The sequence below is a fragment of the Solobacterium moorei genome, assembly GCF_036323475.1.
GTDB classification, from domain to species: domain Bacteria; phylum Bacillota_I; class Bacilli_A; order Erysipelotrichales; family Erysipelotrichaceae; genus Bulleidia; species Bulleidia moorei.
The window spans coordinates 741152-765269 of record NZ_AP028934.1 but is presented as its reverse complement, the minus strand read 5'-3'; the positions used below and the strand labels follow the sequence as shown (position 1 = coordinate 765269).

The following is a 24118-nucleotide window of genomic DNA, read 5'->3' as shown; positions in this document are numbered from 1 at the left end:
CTGAGCTACCTCTTGCGAGATCTCTCAAAACTAAACAGGTAATAAAACTTCTTCAACAACTTGTTACTTCACATCTTTCTCCTTAGAAAGGAGGTGATCCATCCCCACGTTCTCGTAGGGATACCTTGTTACGACTTGACCCCAATCACTAGTCCTACCTTCGACGGCTCCTTCCTTGCGGTTAGGCCACCGGCTTCGGGTATTACCAGCTCTCATGGTATGACGGGCGGTGTGTACAAGGCCCGAGAACGTATTCACCGCGGCATTCTGATCCGCGATTACTAGCGATTCCAGCTTCATGAAGTCGAGTTGCAGACTTCAATCCGAACTGAGACTGTCTTTTAGTGATTCGCTTCCTATCGCTAGGTCGCTGCACGTTGTAACAGCCATTGTAGTACGTGTGTAGCCCAGGCCATAAGGGGCATGATGATTTGACGTCATCCCCACCTTCCTCCGGTTTATCACCGGCAGTCCCTCCAGAGTCCCCAACTAAATGCTGGTAACTGAAGGCAAGGGTTGCGCTCGTTGCGGGACTTAACCCAACATCTCACGACACGAGCTGACGACAACCATGCACCACCTGTCTCCTTGATAACCTCTACTGTATCTCTACAGCTTTGCAAGGGATGTCAAGGCCTGGTAAGGTTCTTCGCGTTGCGTCGAATTAAACCACATACTCCACCGCTTGTGCGGGCCCCCGTCAATTCCTTTATGTTTCACACTTGCGTGCATACTCCACAGGCGGAATACTTATTGCGTTAGCTGCAGCACTGAGTTTCCCCAATACTTAGTATTCATCGTTTACGGCGTGGACTACTAGGGTATCTAATCCTATTTGCTCCCCACGCTTTCGTGCATGAGCGTCAGTCTTTGGCTAGCAAGCCGCCTTCGCCACTGGTGTTCCTCCATATATCTACGCATTTTACCGCTACACATGGAATTCCACTTGCCTCTCCAATACTCTAGCCTGCCAGTTTAAGTGGCTGGATTGGGTTGAGCCCAACAATTTAACCACTTACTTAACAGGCCGCCTACGCACCCTTTACGCCCAATAATTCCGGATAACGCTCGCCACCTACGTATTACCGCGGCTGCTGGCACGTAGTTAGCCGTGGCTTTCTGGTAAGGTACCGTCACTTAGATATTCTCTATCTACCGTTCTTCCCTTACAACAGAGCTTTACAACCCGAAGGCCGTCTTCACTCACGCGGCGTTGCTCGGTCAGGGTTGCCCCCATTGCCGAAAATTCCCTACTGCTGCCTCCCGTAGGAGTCTGGGCCGTGTCTCAGTCCCAATGTGGCCGTTCACCCTCTCAGGCCGGCTACGCATCATCGTCTTGGTGGGCCGTTACCTCACCAACTAACTAATGCGCCATAAGCCCATCCACCAGTGTTTTTAACCTTTAATAACCAGAAGATGCCTTCCGATTACCTATCCGGTATTAGTCCCCGTTTCCAGAGATTATCCCAGTCTTCGTGGGTAGGTTGCTTATGTATTACTCACCCGTTCGCCACTCCTTCGATCTAGCAAGCTAGATCTCCAGCGTTCGACTTGCATGTATTAGGCACGCCGCCAGCGTTCATCCTGAGCCAGGATCAAACTCTTCATTTGATTGACTCTTTTATTTTACGAAGTCTTTTCCTTCGTATCCTTTTGCTTGACGTTGTTTTTGTGTCTTATTCCTGTTCAGTTTTCAAAGATCTCTGCTCCTCTCCTTCCGAAGAGTGCTGTATTAATATACCAAGTATCTATCCCTCTGTCAATTACTTTTATGACTTTTTTTGAGAAAAATTTGGAAAGTTTGCCAAACCTAATTCAAACCTTATTCTTTCTCAATATTCTGATGTGAACTCATCTTTAAATAAAGCTGATAGTACTTGTCAATACACTCTTTATTAAACGGTTCTTTCTCCTCTTCCATATCTGTAATTAACTTATCCAATTGTGCTTCAACGATATCCATAACATCCTCTGAATAATTCATTTTTTTCGCATGTTCAAAATATTCGTTTTCATCAAGAACTTGATAAGTGCGATCTGGATAGAGCTTTACATCTAAATCATAATCAATATTCTTGATTGCTTCACCATCATAAATTGTTGGAGATGCCAAGTTACAGTAATAGTAGATGCCACTGTGACGAATCATAGAGATGACATTGTACCATTTCTTTCTATAGAAAAAACATACAGCCGGCTCACGCGTAAGCCACTTACGATTATCCGCTTCAATCACCCACGCATGGTCAGTAACCGCTACAATTCTATCCTCATCTGCCTCAAGAACAAAACCCTTACACCATGTGCGATGCAAGCTTCCATCGTGTTTAAAACTTTGAATATGTACTGATGAACCTACTGTTGGATACATGAAAATCTCCTGTCGTCTGTTATTCATTCTACAACTGATTTCATATTTCGCAAGCGCGTTATTCGATTATCACATTCCTCTTTGTATCCCTCTTTATATGTACATCTAGCAAAAAGACCTTCATGATGAAGGTCCAAAATTCCTCTTATAAATTGAAAATTTGTGATGCGATTGAGAAGTACACCATAATTGCTAGCGTATCTACGATCGTTGTGATTAATGGTGCAGCCATAATTGCTGGGTCCATCTTCAATCTCTTTGCAATAATTGGTAGCACACATCCAACAAATTTAGAAATCATGACTGTAACAACAATTGAAACCGAAACAACAATTGCTAGATATACGTCATGATTTAGCACAACAATTCTGATACCATTTGCTAAACCTAGCACTATACCCACAACAATAGAGATCCTAAATTCCTTGAATACAACCTTGAAGAAATCGCTGAACTTAATTTCATCAATCGCTAAACCACGGATAATCAAAGTTGAACTCTGTGATCCACAGTTTCCACCTGTATCCATCAGCATAGGAATAAAGGATACAAGTACTGGCATCACCTCAAAGGCATGTTCATAGTTGGAGATAATACTCCCTGTCAATGTTGCTGAAAACATTAAGATTAATAGCCAAACTATTCTGCTACGTGCATGTTCCCACACAGATGTTGTTAGGTATGGCTTATCATTCGCAACAATTGCAGCCATCTTCTGCATGTCTTCTGTTGTTTCTTCTGTCAAGACGTCAATCGCATCGTCGAATGTTACGATACCAACAATGCAGTTTTCTACATCTAATACAGGTAAGGCAATCAAGTCATACTTCTTCATCTTTTTAGCGATGTCTTCTTTGTCATCACTTGTATATGCATAGATGAATTCTGTCTTCATGATGTCCTTGATAGGCACATCAGAGTCACTTAACATCAAACTCTTTGCACTGACGATACCAATTAGTTTACGGTTTTCTACTACATAACAGGTATACACCGTCTCACTATCAATACCAACGCGCTTGATTTTTGCTAGTGCGTCTGCAACTGTCATCTCTTTTGTAAACTCAATAAATTCAACCGTCATGATACTTCCTGCAGTATCATCCTTATACTTTAATAAATGATTAATATCTTTGCGAACACCATCATCAACTTTATCTAACAGCTGTGTTACCAGATTTGCTGGCATATCAGATAGAAAATCAATCGCGTCATCAGAGTATAGTTCGTTAATCACGTTTACAATTTCAGCATTATTAAAGGTCTTGATCAAACGATTGCGTTCTTCGTTATCTAAATAGGAGAAAACATTCGCCGCTTCTTCTTTTTCTAGAATTCTAAAGAAGATTGCTAGTGTACTATCATCCAACTCGTGGAGAAACTCCGCAATATCAACGACATTCTGTTTCTTTAAATATTCATGTAATTCTTTTAAATTGTTGCTTTTAATCCACTCTAAAACTAAGTCCTTGTCCATAATAAAAAATCCTCCCTCATGATTGGCTGATACAGCCATCATAAAAAAGAACCTTTATGGCTATATCATTTATTTATTTTTACATCCGTGTTACACTCACCAGATATATCATCCATAGATATAGCCTCCCTCTGGTTTCATTATAATTCTGTGTTTATTTTAATCAACCCTATGCTATGATTTTTCCATGAAAACGATATTAAATAAACAAATTTGCACTTTTTTAGAAGAAAGCGATAAGATTGCCGCACTTTCCAATGTCAGTGCGTGCATTCAAATGAGTTACAAAAATATTAACTGGGTTGGATTCTATTTTGTAAAGGATAACCAACTCGTTCTTGGCCCTTTTCAGGGAAAACCTGCCTGCACAAGGATTCCTTTTGATAAAGGCGTCTGCGGGAAATGTTACCGTGATAAAAGTGTACAGCGCATTGATAACGTACTAGCCTTTTCAGGACATATTGCTTGTGATTGCGATAGTCGCAGTGAACTTTGTGTGCCTATCATTGTAAATGGAAAGTGCGTTGGTGAAATTGATATTGATTCTCCAATTACTAGTCGCTTTGGTCAAGAGGAAGAAAATGAAATGCTGCAGGCTGCTTATGACATCGCACAAGCATACCTACAGCATCATTGGATTTAACGATATAAATCGTACACCATGGTCTTATCAAAATAACGCATGGCTTCATCAATTGCATTTGCAGCCGAGAAAAGCGTAATCTTGCAACCACCTAACATGGTTTCTCTAACCATGTTTTTCTTTCGCATCATTTGTCCAACTTTCAGGAAGATATCACTATCTAACTGTAAATCAAGATATTTTCTCCACACATCACCTTCTGCGGTCTTGACCTTTGCACCTTGAATGCCGATTGGTCGACAATCAGAGCGGTACTCAGCTAGATGCATGCATGTTGCCGAATCAAAATCACAGCCAATTAAAAGTACATATCCTTTTAATTCATAGAGTCTTGCGGTTGGAGATTCATCTGCCAGTGGGAAATGCATCGATTGATGATTGCATAACAATCTTGCATATCTACCCCATGCAGAATAAGAGAAGGTTGGATGTGAGGAAGTAATCACACCATCTCTTAGTCTAAAGTTTTCAACAACTGATCCCATGTAATGTACATCACTTGTCCTTGTATCGTGAGCTGGGATCGCTTCACGAATTTCTTTGTAAAGCGTCGGTGCAACCGCTGGATATTCCCAATCACTCGGTTCGCTGTTATCAACTGCTTGTGCTGGCATGAGAATCGTCCCGCCATTTTCGCACAACTCCATCAAACCATCTACGATTGTTCGAGCACCACCAATTACATATCCGAAACTAGACATCTGTGTATGTACTTCCAAAATCTGATTGCCAGTAATACCAAGACTTTTCAGTGCTTGGATAAAACTCTCTTTTGTCACCGGATCAGAAACTGTCTGTTTCATCTCTGTCATAAGCTTACTTATAGTATTCCTTTGCAATTTCTGTACCAACAGCCGCGTTATTGAATACTAATTGAATATTAGATTCAAGGGACTTGCCACCAGTAATTTCTGCAATCTTAGCAAGTAAGAATGGTGTGCATTCTTTTCCTTTGATTCCCTTTTCATCCATTTCCTTGATTGCAGAATCGATCACCGCATTGATTGCATCTGCGTCCATAGAATATTCTTCTGGAATTGGATTTGTGACTAATACACCACCATCTAAACCAAACCCTCTCTTTGCACGGATAATTTCTGCAGCTTCAGAATAACTTTCTACCTTGTGATCAACCTTTAATCCTGACTTACGTGTGTAGAATGCAGGAAGTTCATCAGTTTGGAAGCCTAATACTGGAACACCCTTTGTTTCGAGAATTTCTAATGTCTTTGGCAAATCTAAGATAGCCTTAGCACCTGCACAGATAACTGTAACGTTTGTGTTTCCTAATTCTTCTAAGTCAGCGGAGATATCAAATGTAGTTTCTGCACCACGGTGAACACCACCAATACCGCCAGTTACGAAGAACTCAACGCCAGCCTTAGCCGCAAGAATCATTGTTGTCGCAACTGTAGAAGCACCCCAACTCTTATTTGCTAAGATAACTGGAATATCTCTACGAGATACCTTAGGTATGCTTAAGCCACGCTTACCGAATTCTTCGATTTCCTCTGGTGTCATACCAACAACGGCTTCACCATCAATGATGCCGACTGTTGCGGGCACACCACCGTGTTCACGAATGATTGCTTCTACCTTTAATGCTGTTTCAACATTCTGTGGGTATGGCATACCATGTGAGATAATTGTTGATTCTAGAGCGATAACAGGCTTGTGTTCTGCTAGTGCCTTTGATACTTCTTCATTTGTTCTTACTTTCATAATGTTTTCTCCTCTATCTTCATATCTGATATCTTTGCATTTACTTCTTCTGTATTTAAATTGCGTCGTCTAACTGCATCTTGTTCAATGCTAATAACAGCCGCACTAATACCAAATCTCATTGACTCTAATGGACACTTCCCTGCAAGTCGACTTGCCACATATGCGCCTAATAGGGAATCTCCTCCACCAGTCGCATTCTCCATATTGATTGGGCGATGTGTAAACCAAGTCTTATGTTCAGCCGTTCCTAACAAGATACCACGATCAGCCATGGAAATAATCACTTCTTTTACACCATGCTCAATAAACCAATCCAAATTCTGTCGTGCAGTCTCTTCATCTTTAATCCAAATACCTGTTAATTCTGATGCTTCAAACTGATTTGGCTTAAAGATATCTAGGTGATTTAATACAGACTTTAATCTAGTTGCTTTGTGTGCACTGACTGGGTCTGCCGCAATCCTTGCTTTTGCATGTATTGCAATATATTCAATACTCTCCATATCCAAGTTGGAATCTATGATAATGATATCATCTTCATGCAATGTTTCTAAGATTGGTTGTAACATTTTTGCATCCATACGCCGTAAAATTCTCATGTCACTCATACCAAGTTTCATATCGCGGTTATTGTCCAATAATGCAATATACATGGAACTTGGAAGGTCTTCTACAGTAGAAGACATAGACACGTCCATTCCTAGTCTCTTGCAATCTTCTTTCATTGATTGCCCATAACTATCACCAGAGAAACAAGTCACAAACTTGATATTCTCACCAAGCAATGCACAAATCTGTGCAATGTTTCTTCCCACTCCTCCATAAGCAATGGAAATTTCACCAGGATTGGAATCAAAATTCTGTAATGGATCGATACTTGATCCAACGATATCAATATTCGCTCCACCAATCACGAAAATACTACTCATGATGACTCTCCTTCTTCTTTAAATGCTCTGTTCCTTTGAGTGCTTCCTTTAAAATACGAGCTTGTACTGAAATCTGCTCATAGGTATATTCTTCTTTCATTAACATCAAATAAGAATCCATTAATGCTCGCTTTAAGATTGCCGCGTGTGCTGGTTCTAATTGATTTAAATCCATGCCGTTAGTTGACTCGATCATCATTTGTAAATGATACATCTGCTCCATGATTCTAGCTTCTTGTTTTGCCTCTTCAAAAATCATTTCTAATGTCCATTCACGATTTGTTGAGGTAGCACTTACCATGATGCCACCAAATGGCATATCTGCTCCCTCAAAAGATTCACTCATAATCATGATTTCCTCTTTTGATAATCCATCCATCAAAAGATAAGAGCTATCATATTTCTCGTGTATATCTGATGTAGACTCCTGCATATTTAAAACCTGCTTGAATCTTTTACTAAGACAGCCATCCCCGATGATCATCATATTGATACCCATCTGCCCCAATATATCTCTATATGTCTGGACTGCAGATGTTGATATTCCATAAAATATTACCTTTTTCACTGATTACCTCCGTATTATTGATGCAAATAAAGCATTGCTCTTTTATTTTATAACAATTCCATTTAGAATATATTTATTGAAAGGGGGACCATGCACATGGCTATGCCTATTTATGAATCCGCTGAAGACTATTTAGAAGCTATACTAGTGATTCAACAGCGAAAAGGAATAGTACATTCCATTGACGTTGCTGAAGAAACTGGTTTCTCCAAAGCAAGTGTAAGTGTTGCAATGAAGAAACTGCGCGAGAATGGATATATCTCCATGGACAAAGACGGTTCTCTCAAATTGCTTGCTCCTGGAAAAAAGATTGCTGAACGCATTTGGGAAAGAAATCGTGTATTAACTCATTTCTTCATCAGTATTGGTGTTGATGAAGAAACTGCCGCAAGAGATGCGCACAAGATCGAACACGATCTCAGTGACGAGACATTTGAGAAGATTAAAGAAAAATTTGCTAATCATTTTGAATAATCCGATTCTTCGGATTTTTCTTTTTATTCGATAAAAAAGTCCTAGTTTATAACCGGGACAATTTTTTGTTTTTATTGAACCGGTATCGTATTTTCTTTCATCCGGCATCGTAGGTTTGAAACCATATTTTAAGCGCTTGCAGATAAAAATTCAATCCCTAATTTTCTATGTTTTTCTAATTTTGTACAAAATAGGTAAATCCACCCTTTGCGACTAGTTTTGCTGCTTCATTATAAATTTCCACTTCGATAAAATGAATATGTTTTCCTCGTTTAATATCTTTCGCAATCGCAACCAAGCTTTCAGTACCTGCAGTTGAGCGAAGATAATCGTAGTTTGCTGATATAGTTGGACCATATCCTCCTGCTGAATAGAAGGTACATCCTGCCACAATATCCGCAAAGTTATAGCTAATACCACCATATACTAGGCCCAGTGGATTGATATCCTTCTTAGTAACTAACATCTGTGCCATCGCTACACCATCATTCATACAAATCATCGTCATATGGAATTTCTTGGCTGCATCTAATAGCAGTGGATATAATTGATTCTCTAACTCTTTTAGATTTCGATGATTTTCTTCTTGTAGATCAACCTTCATCGCAGGCTCAAGAATCAACTTATTTTCAACCTGCAGTGCAATCGCTACGCGATAATCAAATAGTGCTGCTTGTGACGTGTGTATTGGAATGATTTGCTTTGCTAGAGTACCCATTTTCGCTTCTGATATTTCCGAATGCATCCTAGGCACAAGTGCGAAATCATCTTTACCATCTACAGTAACATCCTGATTCCCACATACAAGAATCTTTTTATCATCCACTTCAATGCGATAGGCATCATCAGCGATTCTTTCAATCTGTATCTCGTGATAACTAACCTTCTTACTCATCTCGAGTAAATCTTGGTTGATGATTTTCGTTTGATCCGTTGTGATATGAAGTTGTACCAATGATTTATTCGCTTTCGTTGTCTGAAGGATAATATCTGCTTGCCGACTATAATCTTTTCCCTTGCCAGGATTAATATATAAAACGGTATTGTTTTTCGAGGTTAAGCGACAACTATAGTCACCTAGATATAAAAGTTCTGTCATTGTTTCTCCTCTTCTCTGCTTCCAAGCAATAAACTTTGGATGCCTTTTATCATTCTTAATTCAACATCTTGAAAGTGATTACCAGGATTGTATTCATATGTTAGTGGAATATTTTGTTTCTGCAGAATTTGTATTACAGATTCAAAACAGACTTTAACTGTAGCCATGGCTTTGTTTTTTGCATTGGCTTCTTTATCTCCCAAACTCAGATAAGCTTTGTTTGTATGAATTGGATGTTGTTCAAGATAATCCACAAAGTTCATATACCATACAGACGGAGAAACAGCCACAATCTTTTTAAATATATTTGTTTGAGATGATGCCCATATCGCAAATAGGCCAGCTAAAGAATATCCACAAAGATACAACTGATCTGTCTCTACATGATAATTACTTTGAAACCAATCCCAAAATCTTTCTAACTCAGATAACAACAATGATGCATTCCCTGCAAAATCATGTTTTCCAAAAATTGCAGGTGCAGACCATGGAGATAATTCCCCTTGCCAATCATGGACAGCCACCGCAATCATACATACTTGATTTCTATCCGATAGTTTTTGATAAATTTGGTTGTAATCCTCTGGATTAGATTCATCTACCAAATACATCAAAAATGTACTAGCCCGTGTATCCCCTAGAAGCGTATATTTTCTATTTTGAAACTCTATCATTTTCATATCTATATTTTACAGAGTTTTAAAGTATTAAAAAAGTGTTACAATCTCCTTTCCCTAGAAAGGTAACCGTAACACTTAAAAGCATTTATTCTCTACACAACCAAATTTGATATAAAGCAACTAGCATTGGAACAACTAATAAAAAATATGAGACAAAGAAATAAACATACCAAACGCGGAATATCAAATAGACTGTAACCAACATGATAAGCGGGACGATAGAAGCCATAAATTTGAAGAATCCATCTCTTCTACCTAGTTCCATGCATTCATGTTCAGAAATACCATCATACTTAATCATATTAAATGTTTGAATTCCTGTGATACATGGAATGATGTTGATGATAACAATTCCAATTCCTACGCCAATCAATGAAACACAAACCAGTTGAAGCATCGGTGTACTTGTCATATTCACAAAAGGCGATAAGGTCAACTTTCCATTTACATCCATTCCGATTGTATCAAAGGATGGAACTTGATTCATTTGGATAAAGATATAGGCTGAAATACCTCCTACAACAGCACCTATCCCTAACATGATAAATGGTAGAACTGTTGTAAAGACAGTAACGATTCTTATTTTGTTAATCTTATCCATTGTGGTCTCCTTACATGCATGTGTTATTTAAAAGATGAAACTTCATATGAAATTTCATCTTTATTTTATCACTTATTGTTGTGCTTTTTTCAAGTTTGCAACGGAAGTTGGACATGTTTCAGGTGTACAAGCACCGTTTGGACCCAAATCAGCTGAACGATTGATAAATCCTTCTGTATGCAACATGTGATGAGCCTTCTCACTTAATGGTGCACCATAGAACTCATTATATAATAGTTGAATTTCAGGGTTATCCTGTGAGATCTTGATCGGCTTGAGCTGATCTCTTTCGTATAATGATGCAATACGAGATTCCTTCGCAGCCTTCACTTGAGGAAGCTTATGACGAGGCATTCCTCCACCACCAATACATCCACCAGGACAAGCCATCACTTCGATAAAGTCATAATGCGTTCCTGTTTCCTTCATATGTTCATAGAACTTGCGGAAGTTACCTGTACCGTGAATTGCGGCAACGTGTAATACCTTATCACCGATTTGTACATCTGCTTCACGACTATTTTCAAAGCCGCGAATTGCATCAAAGCGAATCAAGTTAGCAGGCACTTCATCCTTTGTAACAAACTTATATGCAGAACGCATTGCGGACTCCATAACACCACCAGTATTAGCAAAGATAATTCCTCCACCTGACGCTTCACCCATCAATGGATCAAACTTGCCATCTTCAAGATTTGCGAAATCTAATTCCGCTTCACGAATCCAACGCGCAAGTTCACGCACTGTAATACAGTAGTCTGAATCACGCATCTCTTCTTCATTCCAATATTCAGCAGATGAATTCATTTCTGGGCGACGGATTTCTGCCTTTTTCGCTGTACATGGTGTTACACATACAGAAATAATCTGCTTAGGATCAATATTGTTCTTCTTAGCGAAGTATGTCTTTTCTGTTGCGGCCTGCATAGCGATTGGACTCTTTGCGGTTGAAAGATGCGGAATTAATTCTGGGTAGAATGTTTCTGCAAATTTAACCCAAGCTGGACAACAGCTGGTATATTGAGGTAATTGGCCATTACCATTGATTACTCTTTCAATTAACTCAGAGGCTTCTTCCATAATGGTCATGTCTGCTCCAAAGTTTGTATCAAGTACGTAGTCACCCCCAAGCTTACGTAAAGCTGTGATCATCTTTCCTTGCACGAATGTTCCAGCAGGCATACCAAATTCTTCGCCAAGTCCTACACGTACTGCTGGTGCAGTCTGGAATACAACAACCTTTTCAGGATCTTGAATCGCGGCTTTAACACCATCTAATTCTGAACGTTCATTTAAACTGTCAAATGGGCAAGATACTACACACTGTCCACAATTTATACAGATTGGTACATCTCCGTTTGTGGTTAAGTCATAATAATCAAATACACCGGCATCAATGGCGCAAGCACGTCTGCACAATGTACAATTCTTACATTTTGATAAATCCTGGACAATAGAAATATTGTCGTCAGCTATAGGCACTCTCTTATCTAAAAACTGATACTTACTCATGAATTTCTCTCCTCTATTCACCATTTTGAATTTACCATTATTTAGCGAAAAAAACAATTCTAAGCGTAGCAATTTATCACCATGCCATACAACGTTTCAGGTTTAACATTTCTACTAATTCAGTCTATAATGAACTTAAATTTAGGAGTTCATTATGAAGACAATTTACTACTATTATGTGCGACACGGAGAGACAGTATTTAATTTGGAAAACCGTATGCAAGGAATTACAGATTCACCGCTTACTTGCAAAGGGATTGAACAGATTGCACAAACAACAGAAGCCTTAAGAAACGAATTCTTCAATTCCGCATATACCTCCCCTTTGCCAAGAACAATTCAAACAGCAGAGATAATCTTAGAGCCGCATCACATGCATGCAAAGATCTTTGAGCCACTACGTGAATTCAGTTATGGCTCGTGGGATGGACATATTAAAAATGAGAGTGACCCAGAATATCAATATCGTTTTTCAAATGATCTTTTTGATGATTTGGGTGGTGAAAACCCAACAATGGTCCGACAACGTATTCAAAATGCTTTTCGTGAGTTACATGGACTTAGTTACGATCAAGATAGAATTCTTCTAGTTTCTCATGGTGCATACTTTAGACATCTATTATTTAGTCTAATGAAAGATAATATTCCAAATGAACTTCTTCATCGCGAATGCTTAATTGGAAATGGTGGAATTGCTGTTTTTAAAGATGTAGATGGAAGCTTCTCCTTAGTCGAAGGACCGTTAAGTCAAGCGGAGTATATAAATCGACATGTCAAAGATTAATTCAAAATTACTTGCAGGCATTCTATCACTTTCTCTATTGACCGGTTGTGCACACTTTACAAAGCATGACACAAATCCAATTCCACCAACAAACAGACTCATTGTTTTTACAAGTCATAAGTCTGAAGTATATGCACCAATTATCAAAGAATTCGAGTTACGAACAGGTATCAGTGTTGAAGTTCAAGCTGGTGGTACCACAGAAATGTTGGAAAAAATAAAAAACGGAGAAGAAGCAGATGTCATGTTTGGTGGCGATATTCAAAACTATACATATTATAACGACTATATTGAACCTTATGTAGCCAGTGAAAGTTCTTCTCTTGATTTTCGATATTTAGAACATCATGACAGCTACACCTTCTTTTCCCAACTTCCTCTTGTTTTTATCTATAATAATAAACTAGTCAATAACCAACGTGCTCCACAAAAATGGTCTGATTTTTGTGATGAATCATGGAAAGGAAAAATATCGTTTGCTGATCCACATACTTCTGGCACAAGCATCTCTATCTTAAATGCATTCATGACGTTGAATGACCCTACATACATCGATAAATTTTATCAACAGTTGGATGGTCATGTAGCTAGTGGAAGTGGTGACGTCATTCGTGAGATTAGTACCGGAACAAGACTAATTGGTATTACTTTGGAAGAAACCGCAAAGAAGGCAATATTAACAGACACAAATATTACAATGGTTTATCCTGATTATCTCTTCGTTATATCAGATGGTAGTTTTCTAGTGAAAAATGCAAAGAATGCAGAAAATGCAAAAAAATTTATCGACTTTACAATCAGTAAAGATGCACAACAATTCTTATCATCAACGATGTACCGACGTAGCGTAAGACAAGATATCAATCAACTCACGGCACTAACTGACCTCGCAGATTATCAAAATCTTGTGCCATGGTCAAATTTTAGGCAGGAGGAAATACTACAATTATGGGACATTTCTACCAAAATAAACAAATAGAAAAAAGGCATTCAGTCCATACCCGCCTACTCAATCGTTTTATTGCAATTTCGGCTGTGCCAATCGTATTATGTGGCTTTTGTATGATTTTCTTGTTCCAAGCTATGACATTTAATACGTATGAAGCTACTGTTAAAAGTGAAACAAAAGAAATCAGTGCCAGCTTCCAATCATTTTTAGATGGAATTGATAAAACACTTTCTACATTATCATCGCACCAAGAATTTCTAAGTTCATCAGATAGTGAATCCATATATAATACACTTTATCAGATAACCAATCCCTATCGAAATTATGCAACATTCTCTATTTATGATCAGAATGGCAATTGTATGTATGCAACATGCCAGCTTGCAAACCGTCCGACTTACTGGGGAATCTTACATGCATTAAATCATTCTTCAATAGATATCATCAAACAAGTTAATAGTGAAGATAATCAAATCGTTTTAAATATCGCAACAAAAATTCAAAATAACAACGACACGATTGGTTATATTGTCTCTTCTATCCATAGCCAAGATTTCACATATCTATTTAGTAATCAACTATCTAATGACGAAGGATTTGGGATTATCAGTAAGGAAAATGAGCCTATTTATATAAACTCTATCTTGGAAACTTCCGGTATTTTTGACAAATTACATTATGCATGGATTTCTAATTCAAAATACGATGATTATTTCAACGATTACTACATTACAATTCAAAATATTGAAAATACAGGTTTCAAACAGATTGTCGTTCATCCAAAAGTACTCAGTTCATCCATGATGAATCGGATGTATCTGATGGTCGGCCTTCTTGCAGTGCTGAGTTTTATCGTTTGTATTATCGTTGCTCAAAAGACAACAACCTCATTTACACAACCAATTAACCAAATGAATCAAGCAATGAAACAAGTGCAAGAAGGAAAACTAGATACTTCAATTCCTGTATTACGCAACGATGAATTTGGAGTATTATCTCAAAATTTCAATGTTATGACACAAGAGCTTTCTAACTTCTTAGAACAAAAGATAGAAACGCAAAGAAAATTAGCTGATATACAGATTGCAATGATGCAAGCGCAACTCAATCCCCACTTTCTATATAACACATTGGATACAATCAAGTGGATGGCAAAAAGTGCTAAAGTCGAACCAATTTCTCAGCTTTCACAAAAACTTGCACGCATATTACGAACATCCATCGTGAAAGAGCAATTCATAACAATCGGAGAAGAGTTCCAAATTTGTTCTGATTATGGTGAAATTCAAAACATTCGCTTTCAGGGAAAATATCAATTCCTATTCGATTGTCCAAAGGATTTACTATCCTATAAAATCCCTAAGCTGATTATTCAACCATTAGTAGAGAATGCTATTATTCATGGCCTACGTATGAAAGAGACAGGTATCATTAAGGTCTTTGCATCCAAGAATAATGATGCAATCATCTTATCTGTACAGGATAATGGTATCGGTATTGATGACGAGATGATGAAGTTTATTAACACACATCAATGGAAACAAATTGATGGTCATATTGGGATGTATAATGTTGATTCTATCTTACGTTTACACTATGGTGTAAATTCTGGCCTTCACGCACAGCGTCTTGAAGAAGGTGGAACTTTAATACAAATAACACTGCCATATAAGGAGGCGTCATGTACAAAGTAATGATTGTTGATGACGAACCATTTGCTAGAGAAGGAATAGTTCATGATATCAATTGGGATTCACTTGATTTTACAGTCTGCGCAGTTGCCAAAGATGGTCTACAAGCACTCGAAAAATACCAAGAAACATCACCTGATTTAATTATATCTGATATCAATATGCCAATGTGTAATGGTATTGAAATGTTACAGCGATTACGCGATCAAGGTAGTGATGTTCAAATCATCTTCCTAACAGCATATAGTGAGTTTGACTATGCTCGTGATGCATTACGATTATACGCTGCAGACTACATCTTAAAACCATTTGAAGATGGAACCATCGAAACAAGTGTACAAAAAATTATCCCTAAACTTGTAAAAACAAAAACTCCACAAGCAATCAATGACACGAATCGTTATGTTAAAAAGGCAATTGAATATATCGAACAAAATTATGTAAACCCTAATTTATCTATTTATGAGATAGCTTCTCATTTAGAAATTAGTGAAGGACATATCTCACGTCTATTCCATAAGGAAACAAGCTACACCCTTGCTGGATATATTACGAGTATACGATTAGAAAAAGCTAAGAACCTGCTTTGCAAACATAACTGCAGAATCAGCGAGGCTGCTGAACAAACAGGTTATACATCCGTTGCTTATTTCTCGTCCCTTTTCAAAAAGCGCTATGGAATAACACCTAGCGAATATCAAAATCAAAATCTCTAATATCAGAAATTTACAAAAAATATCATTTTTCTTTAATTTAAAGCGCTTACATTCTCTCTTATAATATGAATAGATTCATTCATTAGGAGGGAAAATAATGAGTAAGCGTTTTTTATCATCAGTACTCTCTGTAGTACTGGCCGCATCATTGGTTGGATGCGGAGGAAAAGGAACTAACACTTCCACAAACGATACAGCCAATCAGTCTGAAATAGACAAAATCATCGCAGAAGCACAGACAATGTCACTCGAAGAGCTTGGAAAGAAAGCAATCGAAGAATCAAACGGCAAAACATTCTTTGGCTTAGGTAACTCTAGCCGCGGTAAATCTGCACTGCCATTATTCATCGAATATTTGCAGACAATCGATCCTAGTTACAAATTAGATTTCGAATGGCAGCAGCCAAAGAACAATAAGATTTTTGAGCAGTTACAAGCTGACTCTTTAAAGGATCAGGGAACATTCGCAATGACTTTGATTCAGGATGGTAACCAGATTGAGTCAAAGATGAATCAAACTGGTATCCTAAAAACATTCATTCCAAAGGAATGGGCAGATGCAAATGGTGTAAAAGATAGTGACTACAAGGGATTCCTACCATTACAAACACTAAATAAAGTATTTATGTACAACTCCACAGGCTCCAAAAAATTTGCAAACTGCTGGGATTTCGTACGTAAGGATACACATCCACTATTCATGGATATCGACTCGGAAATCGTCGGCAAGAATTTCCTGTATATGTTGACACAAGATAAATATGCAAGTGAATTAAAGGCTGCTTTCGATAAGCTACCAGCAGACGCAAAAGCAGAATTCCAACCAACAATTGATGAAGTTGCGAAAGATGCTGAAAGCTTTAACTTAGGTGAAAATGGTAAATATGCTTTAGCTTGGATCAAACTTTGGGTAAATGGATACAATGCGCAAACAGATGATGGACCAATTTGTACAACCCTAACATCCGCATCTGCAACTGACCAATGTGGATTATTGGTATATTCCAAATTACGTTCTATCGAAGAATCTTCAGAAACTTCTGTAAATAACATTAAGGTTGCTGCATATGAAGATGGATATCAAGGAATTGGTGGATTCGGATATTGCCATTACCTCTTCTTAACAAAGAATAGTCCACTCCCATGGACTGCTGCTGCATTTATCGCATACATGACATGTACAGAAAAAGGCTTCAGTGCTTGGGGTAAAGATATGGGTGGCTATTCCTCAAATCCAGATGTTATGACTGCAACAGAAAAGACATTCAATCATGCACAAGGCGGATACGTTGATGGTGTGGATAAGTTCCCATCAAAGGACGACCGTGGTTATGATTGGTGGACAACAAAAGGTCATCTCGTATTAGAAGATCCTGAATACTGTGCTTCAGTAGCATTCACTGTTGGTTCTTGGATTGAAACACTAGATAAATTTAACGGTAATACTTCTAAATAAACTCACAGTTATCATGAGGCACCCTACGTGGTAGTTGGGTGCCTTCCATTTTTTTGAAAGGAGAAACAACTTGGATACAACAATTTCGAAAAAACGCAATGCGATTTTCTTTAATAAGATTAAAACCTATTTCACGCAACCATTTAATGTGATTCTACTCATATTTGGTATCTTATGTACGATTGCAACAATCTCACCTATTGTGGCAATCATACGTGATACATTCGAGATTCACCCAGGTACAATTGATCAACATCTAACTGGGCAAACATCCGGATTAACTCTCATCAATTACATTGATTTATTCACAAGTAATTTAGCAAAAACAAATCTTTGGATACCCATGGGTAATACCTTAGCACTCGCCATTCTAACATGCATAATTTCGATTTTATTCGGTGGCGTATTTGCTTTCCTTGTTACAAGAACAAATATGAAGTGCAGAAAGTACCTTAGTTCTATATTTATTTTCCCATATATTATGCCACAGTGGACATTAGCGGTTGTATGGCAACATTTATTTAATTCAAATGCGATTACTGGTACATCAAACGGATTACTTGCCTCACTATTCGGCATTAATATGCCACTATGGTGGTGTGTTGGGCTATTTCCTAGTGCAATGGTATTAGGATTACACTATGCTCCATTCGCATATATTTTGATCGGTGGTATCTTCAAGAACATGGATGCAAACCTAGAAGAAGCCGCAACAATTCTAAACACACCTCGACATAAAATTTTAACGCGCATCACGATTCCAATGATTAAACCAGCTATCCTTTCGACAATCTTACTCGTATTTGGTAGCGCAATGGGATCCTATCCCGTTCCACATTATCTAAATCTAACTACCCTTTCTACCAAGTATATTTCACTCAACAGTAAATATACTGGTGAAGCATCTATCTTGGCAGTTCTTATGATGATTTTTGGTATGGCAATTCTCGCACTCAACCAAGCATCATTAAAGAGCAGAAAGAACTATACAACTGTTACTGGTAAATCCGGACAAATATCAAAGATCAACTTAGGTAAGATTGGTAAACATTTAGTTGCGTTTATCTTTGTTATCATTACATTCTTTACAAGTATCTTCCCAATTATCTCGTTTGCATTTGAAACATTCCTGCCAAATCCTGGCGATTACTCATTCCTATATACAGGCAACTTCGCAAATTTAACAACAAAATGGTGGCTTACAAATGAAAACATTACCGAAAATGGTATGTATGGACAGCGTGGTATCTTGTTTAATAGCACAATTTGGGATGCTTATAAAGGAACAATCCTAGTCTCCATTGCTTGTGCGCTGATTGCAGGTATCATCGGTACATTAATTGGTTATGCCGTTTCAAAGAAACGCCGTTCCAAATGGGCTAGTTATGTAAATAGTATGGCATTCCTTCCATACTTAATGCCAAGTATTGCAGTTGGCGCAGCCTTCTTCATTCTATTCTCAAACAAACACATCAATTTATTTAATACGTATACGTTACTTGTGATTGTTGGTGTTATTAAATACATTCCATTCGCAAGTCGTAACGCATTAAACTCTATGTTGCAATTATCTGGAGAAATCGAAGAAGCCGCAATCATCCAAGATATCCCTTGGATCAAACGTATGACACGCATTATCATCCCAATTCAAAAGTCTTCTATCATCAGTGGGTTCATGTTACCATTCATGACTTGCTTACGTGAGTTATCACTATTCTTATTACTATGTACGCAAGGATTTATCTTATCAACTACATTAGATTACTTTGATGAAATGGGACTATATGCTTTCTCAAGTGCAATCAACCTGATCTTAATTGTAACAATCATGCTTTCAAACTTGATTGTAAATAAATTAACTGGTGCAAGCCTTGATGAAGGAATTGGTAATTAGGAGGAAAAAATATGCCTGAAATCAAACTAACAAATATCACAAAGCGTTGGGGAAAATTCTATGCTGTAGATAACCTCAACCTACATATTGAAAACAATTCATTTATTACGATCTTAGGACCATCCGGTTGTGGTAAAACAACAACACTACGTATGATTGCTGGTCTAGAAACACCTACAAGCGGTCAGATTAAAATTGGTGATCAAATTGTATTTGACTCCGACCAAGGAATTAATATTCCACCAAACAAACGTAAAGTAGGATTCTTATTCCAAAACTATGCGTTATGGCCAAACATGACTGTTTATGACAACATCTCCTTTGGATTAAAAAACATCAAAGAAGAGCTTCCGGTAATGGACATAGAATTAAAAACAACCAGTGATGTCATTCGTTCATTACAAAACACAAATAAACTCACACAAATCTTTGAAGAATGTAGAGAAAAAGCAGGTAAAATTGATAAGAAGCGTCTTCTTCTAAAACTGATCAATACCTATACAATTTCAAAACATACAGCAGAAAAGATCTTCAAGTTCAACTTACATTCATCAAATGCTATCGAACAAGATGCTAAAAAGTATATTCAACAATTTGAAGAGAAAAAGAATAAATTAATTGCTGCACATCAAGCTAAGAACGAAACTGTAAATGAGAAATTTGAAGTTGTAGAGAATGGTATAACGAAAACGATCATTCGTAGATTAAGCAATGAGGAAATCGACTTATCAGTAAATCGTGTTGCAAGAATCGTAAAGATTGGTATGTTTATGGATCGTTATCCAGCTGAACTTTCCGGTGGACAACAGCAGCGTGTTGCCATCGCTCGTACCTTAGCACCTGAACCACAGGTTCTATTTATGGATGAACCATTATCTAACCTTGATGCAAAGCTACGCTTAGAAATGCGTTATGAATTACAGAGATTGCATGTAGAAACTGGTTCAACATTTGTATACGTTACACATGATCAAATGGAAGCAATGACACTTTCAACAAAGATCTGCTTAATGAATAATGGCTTACTACAACAATATGATTATCCATTGTCACTCTATAATAAGCCAAATAACCTATTCTGTGCCGACTTCGTCGGAAATCCATCAATTAACTTCTTAGAAGCAAAAGGAAAGCAGAACTCAGATGGAACATTTACATTTACAGTATTAGATGATAAGACAGCAGTCTTTACACCAGAGCATAAATTCAACATGCAAGAATGGTTTGAACAGCGTGATGCAGAAAAACATTCTAATGATCTTGATGAAAAATCTAGCACTAAGGTTGAAAAAGAAAATAAAGATGAAGTATTCAAATATCACATCCAAAAAGTTAATGAGGACTATATCAGCGATGATGATGTAATCATTACAAATGAGGACTTCATCTTAGGTATCCGTCCAGAAAAGATTACAGTCGATGTAAATGGTAAGTTAGATGCAGCAGTCGATGGCTCTATGCCTACTGGTATGGAGTCAACATTAAAGCTTAACGTCAATAACTATCTTCTTACATCTGTTATCTTTGGTTCTCAATCCTTTGTCATTGGTGATCGGGTTCATATCACAATTCTTCCATACGATATTCTTCTGTATGATAGAAAATCAGGAAAGCTCATCGCTTCTGGTTCAGTAACAATTCAGTAAACTTAATCGAAGGTCTAAAATGGCCTTCTTTTTTTATAAAAAGTACTGAACTTGTTATATTCAGTACTTAAAGCTTATCTTCTGCTTTTCAACATCAACTCTTGCCATAACACCAAACGGAACAATCGCCCGTGGTGTCGCATGACCAACATTAAGGTTCCATACAATTGGCAAGTTCGGATTATTTACAACATCTATCAGAATTTCCTGATATTCCTTTGTATATAATTCATCCATTGGCTTTCCAACAAGAATCCCATTAATCACATCAAAGATACCTGTATTCTTTAAAGCTTCTATCATGTGACGATATTTTTCAGGGGTTGGCTGTTCTTCACTGGATTCCAGTAATAATATCTTTCCTTTCCAATCATCTAAACTAGGAAAGAGATTATACCTTTTACAAAGTTCAACCGAATTACAGTATCTTGTTGAATCAAAAACATCATACAAACTATCGATACAACCACCGAGAATCTTTCCTGCAAAGAATCCACTTCCTTGTAATAATTCAAATCCTTGGTTTGCATGCATGATGCGTTTTGTGCCGACAGCTTCTGCACTATAATCACTACGTTCCTCATACCATACATCACTTGGTGTTATTTCATGGATTGTCCCAGTTTCTAATAATTCCAAGAAATACTTCTCAGTGTATGGCAACATCTCTTCATCCAATTCACATACATCCGGAAGAAATGCTTGTCCATAGAATGTATTGAGACCTACTTTATGTAACATTAAGTGATTAAAGGTTGTATCGGAAAAGCCAAGGAATATCTTTTCTTTTACAGCATTCTTTAATTCATCATGCTCAAAAAGATAAGGTAGTAAACGATACGTATCCTCACCACCAATTGCACATAGTATCATATCGATTGAATCATCTTGGAATGCATTCAGTAGATCTTTCGCCCTATCTTCTGGATGTTCGGAGATATATTTCAATCCTTTGCATGCATGTCCCATAAACTTCACTTGGATACCCAGTTTCTCTAATCGTTCCAATCCTAGTTTTACTTCATGTTGTACAAAATCTTCCCCAAGAATACCACTGGATAAACTGACGATTCCGATTGTTTTCACTTTCTTCATAACACTAACCTCGTATAATTTTTAGCATTATATCACAAAAAAACACAGTAGAGTTTCTACTGTGTCTTTAAACATCAATTATTCACCCTTTTCAAGAGCTAGTGTTCTAGTTGTTAGATCACAAACCTCAGCTGGTCCATAGTACTGAATTGCGCCTGGGTATGTGTAGCATGTTTCCTTAGCCCACTGTTCTCTGTGTGCTTCGAAGAACTTGAATGGCTTACCATCGAGTTCAACAAGTGCCTTTCTGATAACTGGCTTGTCTTCACCATGTCTTCTTTCGATGTTCATCATCTTAGTGATTGGCATACCACCAGCTACCCATTCATCAGCAGACTTAGATAGGTTAGAAACCTTTGACAAGTATCCATTGTATCCATATTGGATTAACATGAATGCATTGTAACCTAATGAATAGCAATAGTCTGCGTCAAAGTTAGATGGGAATGCACATCTTCCTTCATAACCGAAGAAGTGATGTAGAGCATTGAACTTACCCTTGTAAGTACCTGCAGCCTTTCTCTCTTCTAACTTAGCTTTCACGATAGCAGAGAATAACTTCTCAGATTCAATAAGAGATACCTGTACGTTTCCGTGTGGGTCTCTTTCTAAGAATAACTGCTGTTGGATTCCCTCTGGAAGAATGGCAAATACTGACATCGCTTCCTTAGATAAACCTTTTTCAATAAATGCATACTTTTCTTTCCAGTTCGGTAAAGCATTGAATGTTTCTGCCTTACTACCAGCAAGTAATTCATTAATTTCAGCGATTAATGCAGAGAACTCTGGAACGAATTCAACGACACCTTCAGGGATAATTGCAACACCGAAGTTCATACCCTTAGCAGCTCTAGCTTCTACAGAATCAGCGATATAGTCTGCAATCTGTGATAAGGACATCTTCTTTTCAGCAACCTCTTCAGAAATCAAGCAAACGTTTGGTTGTGTCTGTAATGCACATTCCAAAGCAACGTGAGAAGCAGAACGTCCCATTACCTTAACGAAATGCCAGTACTTCTTAGCAGAGTTAGCATCTCTTTCAATGTTACCGATAACTTCGCTATATGTCTTAGTAGCTGTATCGAAACCGAAAGAACATTCGATATCTTCATTCTTTAAGTCACCATCGATTGTCTTAGGGCAACCGATTACCTGTACACCAGCATCATGTGCTGCAAAGTACTCAGCTAAAACAGCAGCGTTTGTATTGGAGTCATCACCACCGATAATAACAATCGCTGTGATATCGTGCTTCTTACAAACTTCAGCCGCAACTGCGAACTGCTCTTCTGTTTCAAGCTTTGTTCTACCAGAACCGATGATATCGAAACCACCAGTATTTCTATACTGATCGATATAAGCATCATCGAAAATTAAATAATCATCTTCAAGTAATCCACTTGGACCCTTCTTAAATCCATATAATACGTTTTCAGGATTTGTTGCCTTTAAAGCATCATATAGACCGCACACTACGTTGTGTCCACCAGGTGCCTGTCCACCAGAAAGGATAACACCTACAACCTGCTTCTTCGCTACAGATGTATTCTGTCCCTTTTGGAATGTGATTTCCTTCTTACCATAAGTATTTGGGAATAAAGCCTTGATCTTTTCCTGATCTGCAACACTTGTTGTCTCTTCCCCTTCCAAAACTGAAATCTCAGAGATACCATTTCTTAGCATCTTTGGAAGCTTTGGCGCATACTGATATCTAGCTTTTTGTAGTGGTGATAAATCTGTCATATTTTTACTCCTTTTCGATTTAAACTTCATTATTAGAATACCACAACTTTTTTGAAATAAACATA

Annotated in this window: 21 protein-coding genes and 1 rRNA gene; 9 read left to right on the top strand and 13 right to left on the bottom strand. The window is 37.8% G+C overall.

Annotated elements, in window-relative coordinates; all coding sequences use genetic code 11:
- Nucleotides 1-86: 86 nt before the first annotated feature.
- The 3 genes from RGT18_RS03680 to mgtE form a co-directional block, all read right to left on the bottom strand.
- A 16S ribosomal RNA gene (locus RGT18_RS03680) occupies nt 87-1611 on the bottom strand.
- Between the two features lie 211 nt (nt 1612-1822).
- Complete coding sequence (locus tag RGT18_RS03675; protein ID WP_028077973.1) at nt 1823-2371, bottom strand: DUF402 domain-containing protein; 549 nt, start codon at nt 2369-2371, stop codon at nt 1823-1825.
- Between the two features lie 145 nt (nt 2372-2516).
- Nucleotides 2517-3848 (bottom strand): magnesium transporter, encoded by a 1332-nt coding sequence (mgtE, locus tag RGT18_RS03670; RefSeq protein WP_028077974.1) that lies wholly within the window; start codon nt 3846-3848, stop codon nt 2517-2519.
- 187 nt (nt 3849-4035) lie between these two features.
- Here mgtE and RGT18_RS03665 point away from each other — a divergent pair, with 187 nt between their 5' ends.
- Nucleotides 4036-4491, top strand: coding sequence for a GAF domain-containing protein (locus tag RGT18_RS03665; RefSeq protein ID WP_051240947.1), 456 nt, complete (start codon nt 4036-4038; stop codon nt 4489-4491).
- Here the strand turns inward: RGT18_RS03665 and RGT18_RS03660 are convergent.
- The 4 genes from RGT18_RS03660 to RGT18_RS03645 are packed head-to-tail and all read right to left on the bottom strand — an operon-like array spanning nt 4488 to nt 7713.
- Nucleotides 4488-5303 carry an AAC(3) family N-acetyltransferase gene (locus RGT18_RS03660; RefSeq protein WP_245580916.1) on the bottom strand — a complete coding sequence of 272 codons (816 nt, stop codon included), beginning with the start codon at nt 5301-5303 and terminating at the stop codon, nt 4488-4490. The two genes, RGT18_RS03665 and RGT18_RS03660, sit on opposite strands and share 4 nt — an antisense overlap.
- A gap of 4 nt (nt 5304-5307) precedes the next feature.
- Nucleotides 5308-6213 (bottom strand): pseudouridine-5'-phosphate glycosidase, encoded by a 906-nt coding sequence (locus RGT18_RS03655; protein WP_028077977.1) that lies wholly within the window; start codon nt 6211-6213, stop codon nt 5308-5310.
- Nucleotides 6210-7145, bottom strand: a complete 936-nt coding sequence (locus RGT18_RS03650) for a carbohydrate kinase family protein (RefSeq protein WP_028077978.1) — start codon at nt 7143-7145, stop codon at nt 6210-6212. The genes RGT18_RS03655 and RGT18_RS03650 overlap by 4 nt, the downstream gene beginning before the upstream one ends.
- A complete protein-coding gene (locus RGT18_RS03645) occupies nt 7138-7713 on the bottom strand; it encodes a hypothetical protein (protein WP_028077979.1) in 576 nt (191 codons plus the stop codon). Before RGT18_RS03645 ends, RGT18_RS03650 begins: the two co-directional genes overlap by 8 nt.
- 96 nt (nt 7714-7809) lie before the next feature.
- Here RGT18_RS03645 and RGT18_RS03640 point away from each other — a divergent pair, with 96 nt between their 5' ends.
- Entirely contained in the window at nt 7810-8187 is a 378-nt protein-coding gene (locus RGT18_RS03640; RefSeq protein ID WP_232424418.1) for a metal-dependent transcriptional regulator, read from the top strand.
- 175 nt (nt 8188-8362) lie between these two features.
- Here the strand turns inward: RGT18_RS03640 and RGT18_RS03635 are convergent, their stop codons facing one another.
- From RGT18_RS03635 to RGT18_RS03620, 4 genes are all read right to left on the bottom strand, one after another.
- Nucleotides 8363-9286: a PaaI family thioesterase gene (locus RGT18_RS03635; protein ID WP_028077980.1), complete on the bottom strand. Its 924-nt coding sequence runs from the start codon at nt 9284-9286 to the stop codon at nt 8363-8365.
- On the bottom strand, nt 9283-9960 hold the full coding sequence (locus tag RGT18_RS03630; RefSeq protein WP_162141222.1) for an alpha/beta hydrolase: 678 nt from the start codon (nt 9958-9960) through the stop codon (nt 9283-9285). Before RGT18_RS03630 ends, RGT18_RS03635 begins: the two co-directional genes overlap by 4 nt.
- A 91-nt stretch (nt 9961-10051) precedes the next feature.
- Nucleotides 10052-10567 (bottom strand): hypothetical protein, encoded by a 516-nt coding sequence (locus RGT18_RS03625; protein ID WP_028077981.1) that lies wholly within the window; start codon nt 10565-10567, stop codon nt 10052-10054.
- A gap of 72 nt (nt 10568-10639) precedes the next feature.
- On the bottom strand, nt 10640-12079 hold the full coding sequence (locus RGT18_RS03620) for a [FeFe] hydrogenase, group A (RefSeq protein WP_028077982.1): 1440 nt from the start codon (nt 12077-12079) through the stop codon (nt 10640-10642).
- Between the two features lie 154 nt (nt 12080-12233).
- Here RGT18_RS03620 and RGT18_RS03615 point away from each other — a divergent pair, with 154 nt between their 5' ends.
- From RGT18_RS03615 to RGT18_RS03585, 7 genes are all read left to right on the top strand, one after another.
- A complete protein-coding gene (locus tag RGT18_RS03615) occupies nt 12234-12863 on the top strand; it encodes a histidine phosphatase family protein (protein WP_028077983.1) in 630 nt (209 codons plus the stop codon).
- Nucleotides 12850-13842 (top strand): ABC transporter substrate-binding protein, encoded by a 993-nt coding sequence (locus RGT18_RS03610; RefSeq protein WP_037403760.1) that lies wholly within the window; start codon nt 12850-12852, stop codon nt 13840-13842. The genes RGT18_RS03615 and RGT18_RS03610 overlap by 14 nt, the downstream gene beginning before the upstream one ends.
- The gene (locus RGT18_RS03605) at nt 13812-15506 is read left to right on the top strand and encodes a histidine kinase (RefSeq protein ID WP_051240952.1); all 1695 of its coding nucleotides are present in this window, start codon (nt 13812-13814) and stop codon (nt 15504-15506) included. Before RGT18_RS03610 ends, RGT18_RS03605 begins: the two co-directional genes overlap by 31 nt.
- The gene (locus tag RGT18_RS03600) at nt 15494-16219 is read left to right on the top strand and encodes a response regulator transcription factor (RefSeq protein ID WP_028077985.1); all 726 of its coding nucleotides are present in this window, start codon (nt 15494-15496) and stop codon (nt 16217-16219) included. Before RGT18_RS03605 ends, RGT18_RS03600 begins: the two co-directional genes overlap by 13 nt.
- 97 nt (nt 16220-16316) lie before the next feature.
- Entirely contained in the window at nt 16317-17675 is a 1359-nt protein-coding gene (locus tag RGT18_RS03595; RefSeq protein WP_028077986.1) for a hypothetical protein, read from the top strand.
- Nucleotides 17676-17745: 70 nt separating this feature from the next.
- Nucleotides 17746-19569, top strand: a complete 1824-nt coding sequence (locus RGT18_RS03590) for an ABC transporter permease (RefSeq protein ID WP_050784032.1) — start codon at nt 17746-17748, stop codon at nt 19567-19569.
- Between the two features lie 11 nt (nt 19570-19580).
- Nucleotides 19581-21215, top strand: a complete 1635-nt coding sequence (locus RGT18_RS03585; protein ID WP_028077988.1) for an ABC transporter ATP-binding protein — start codon at nt 19581-19583, stop codon at nt 21213-21215.
- A gap of 60 nt (nt 21216-21275) precedes the next feature.
- Here the strand turns inward: RGT18_RS03585 and RGT18_RS03580 are convergent, their stop codons facing one another.
- Both RGT18_RS03580 and RGT18_RS03575 read right to left on the bottom strand, forming a co-directional pair.
- Entirely contained in the window at nt 21276-22310 is a 1035-nt protein-coding gene (locus RGT18_RS03580; RefSeq protein ID WP_028077989.1) for a S66 family peptidase, read from the bottom strand.
- 78 nt (nt 22311-22388) lie between these two features.
- Nucleotides 22389-24053, bottom strand: coding sequence for a diphosphate--fructose-6-phosphate 1-phosphotransferase (locus RGT18_RS03575; RefSeq protein WP_028077990.1), 1665 nt, complete (start codon nt 24051-24053; stop codon nt 22389-22391).
- Nucleotides 24054-24118 lie beyond the last annotated feature (65 nt).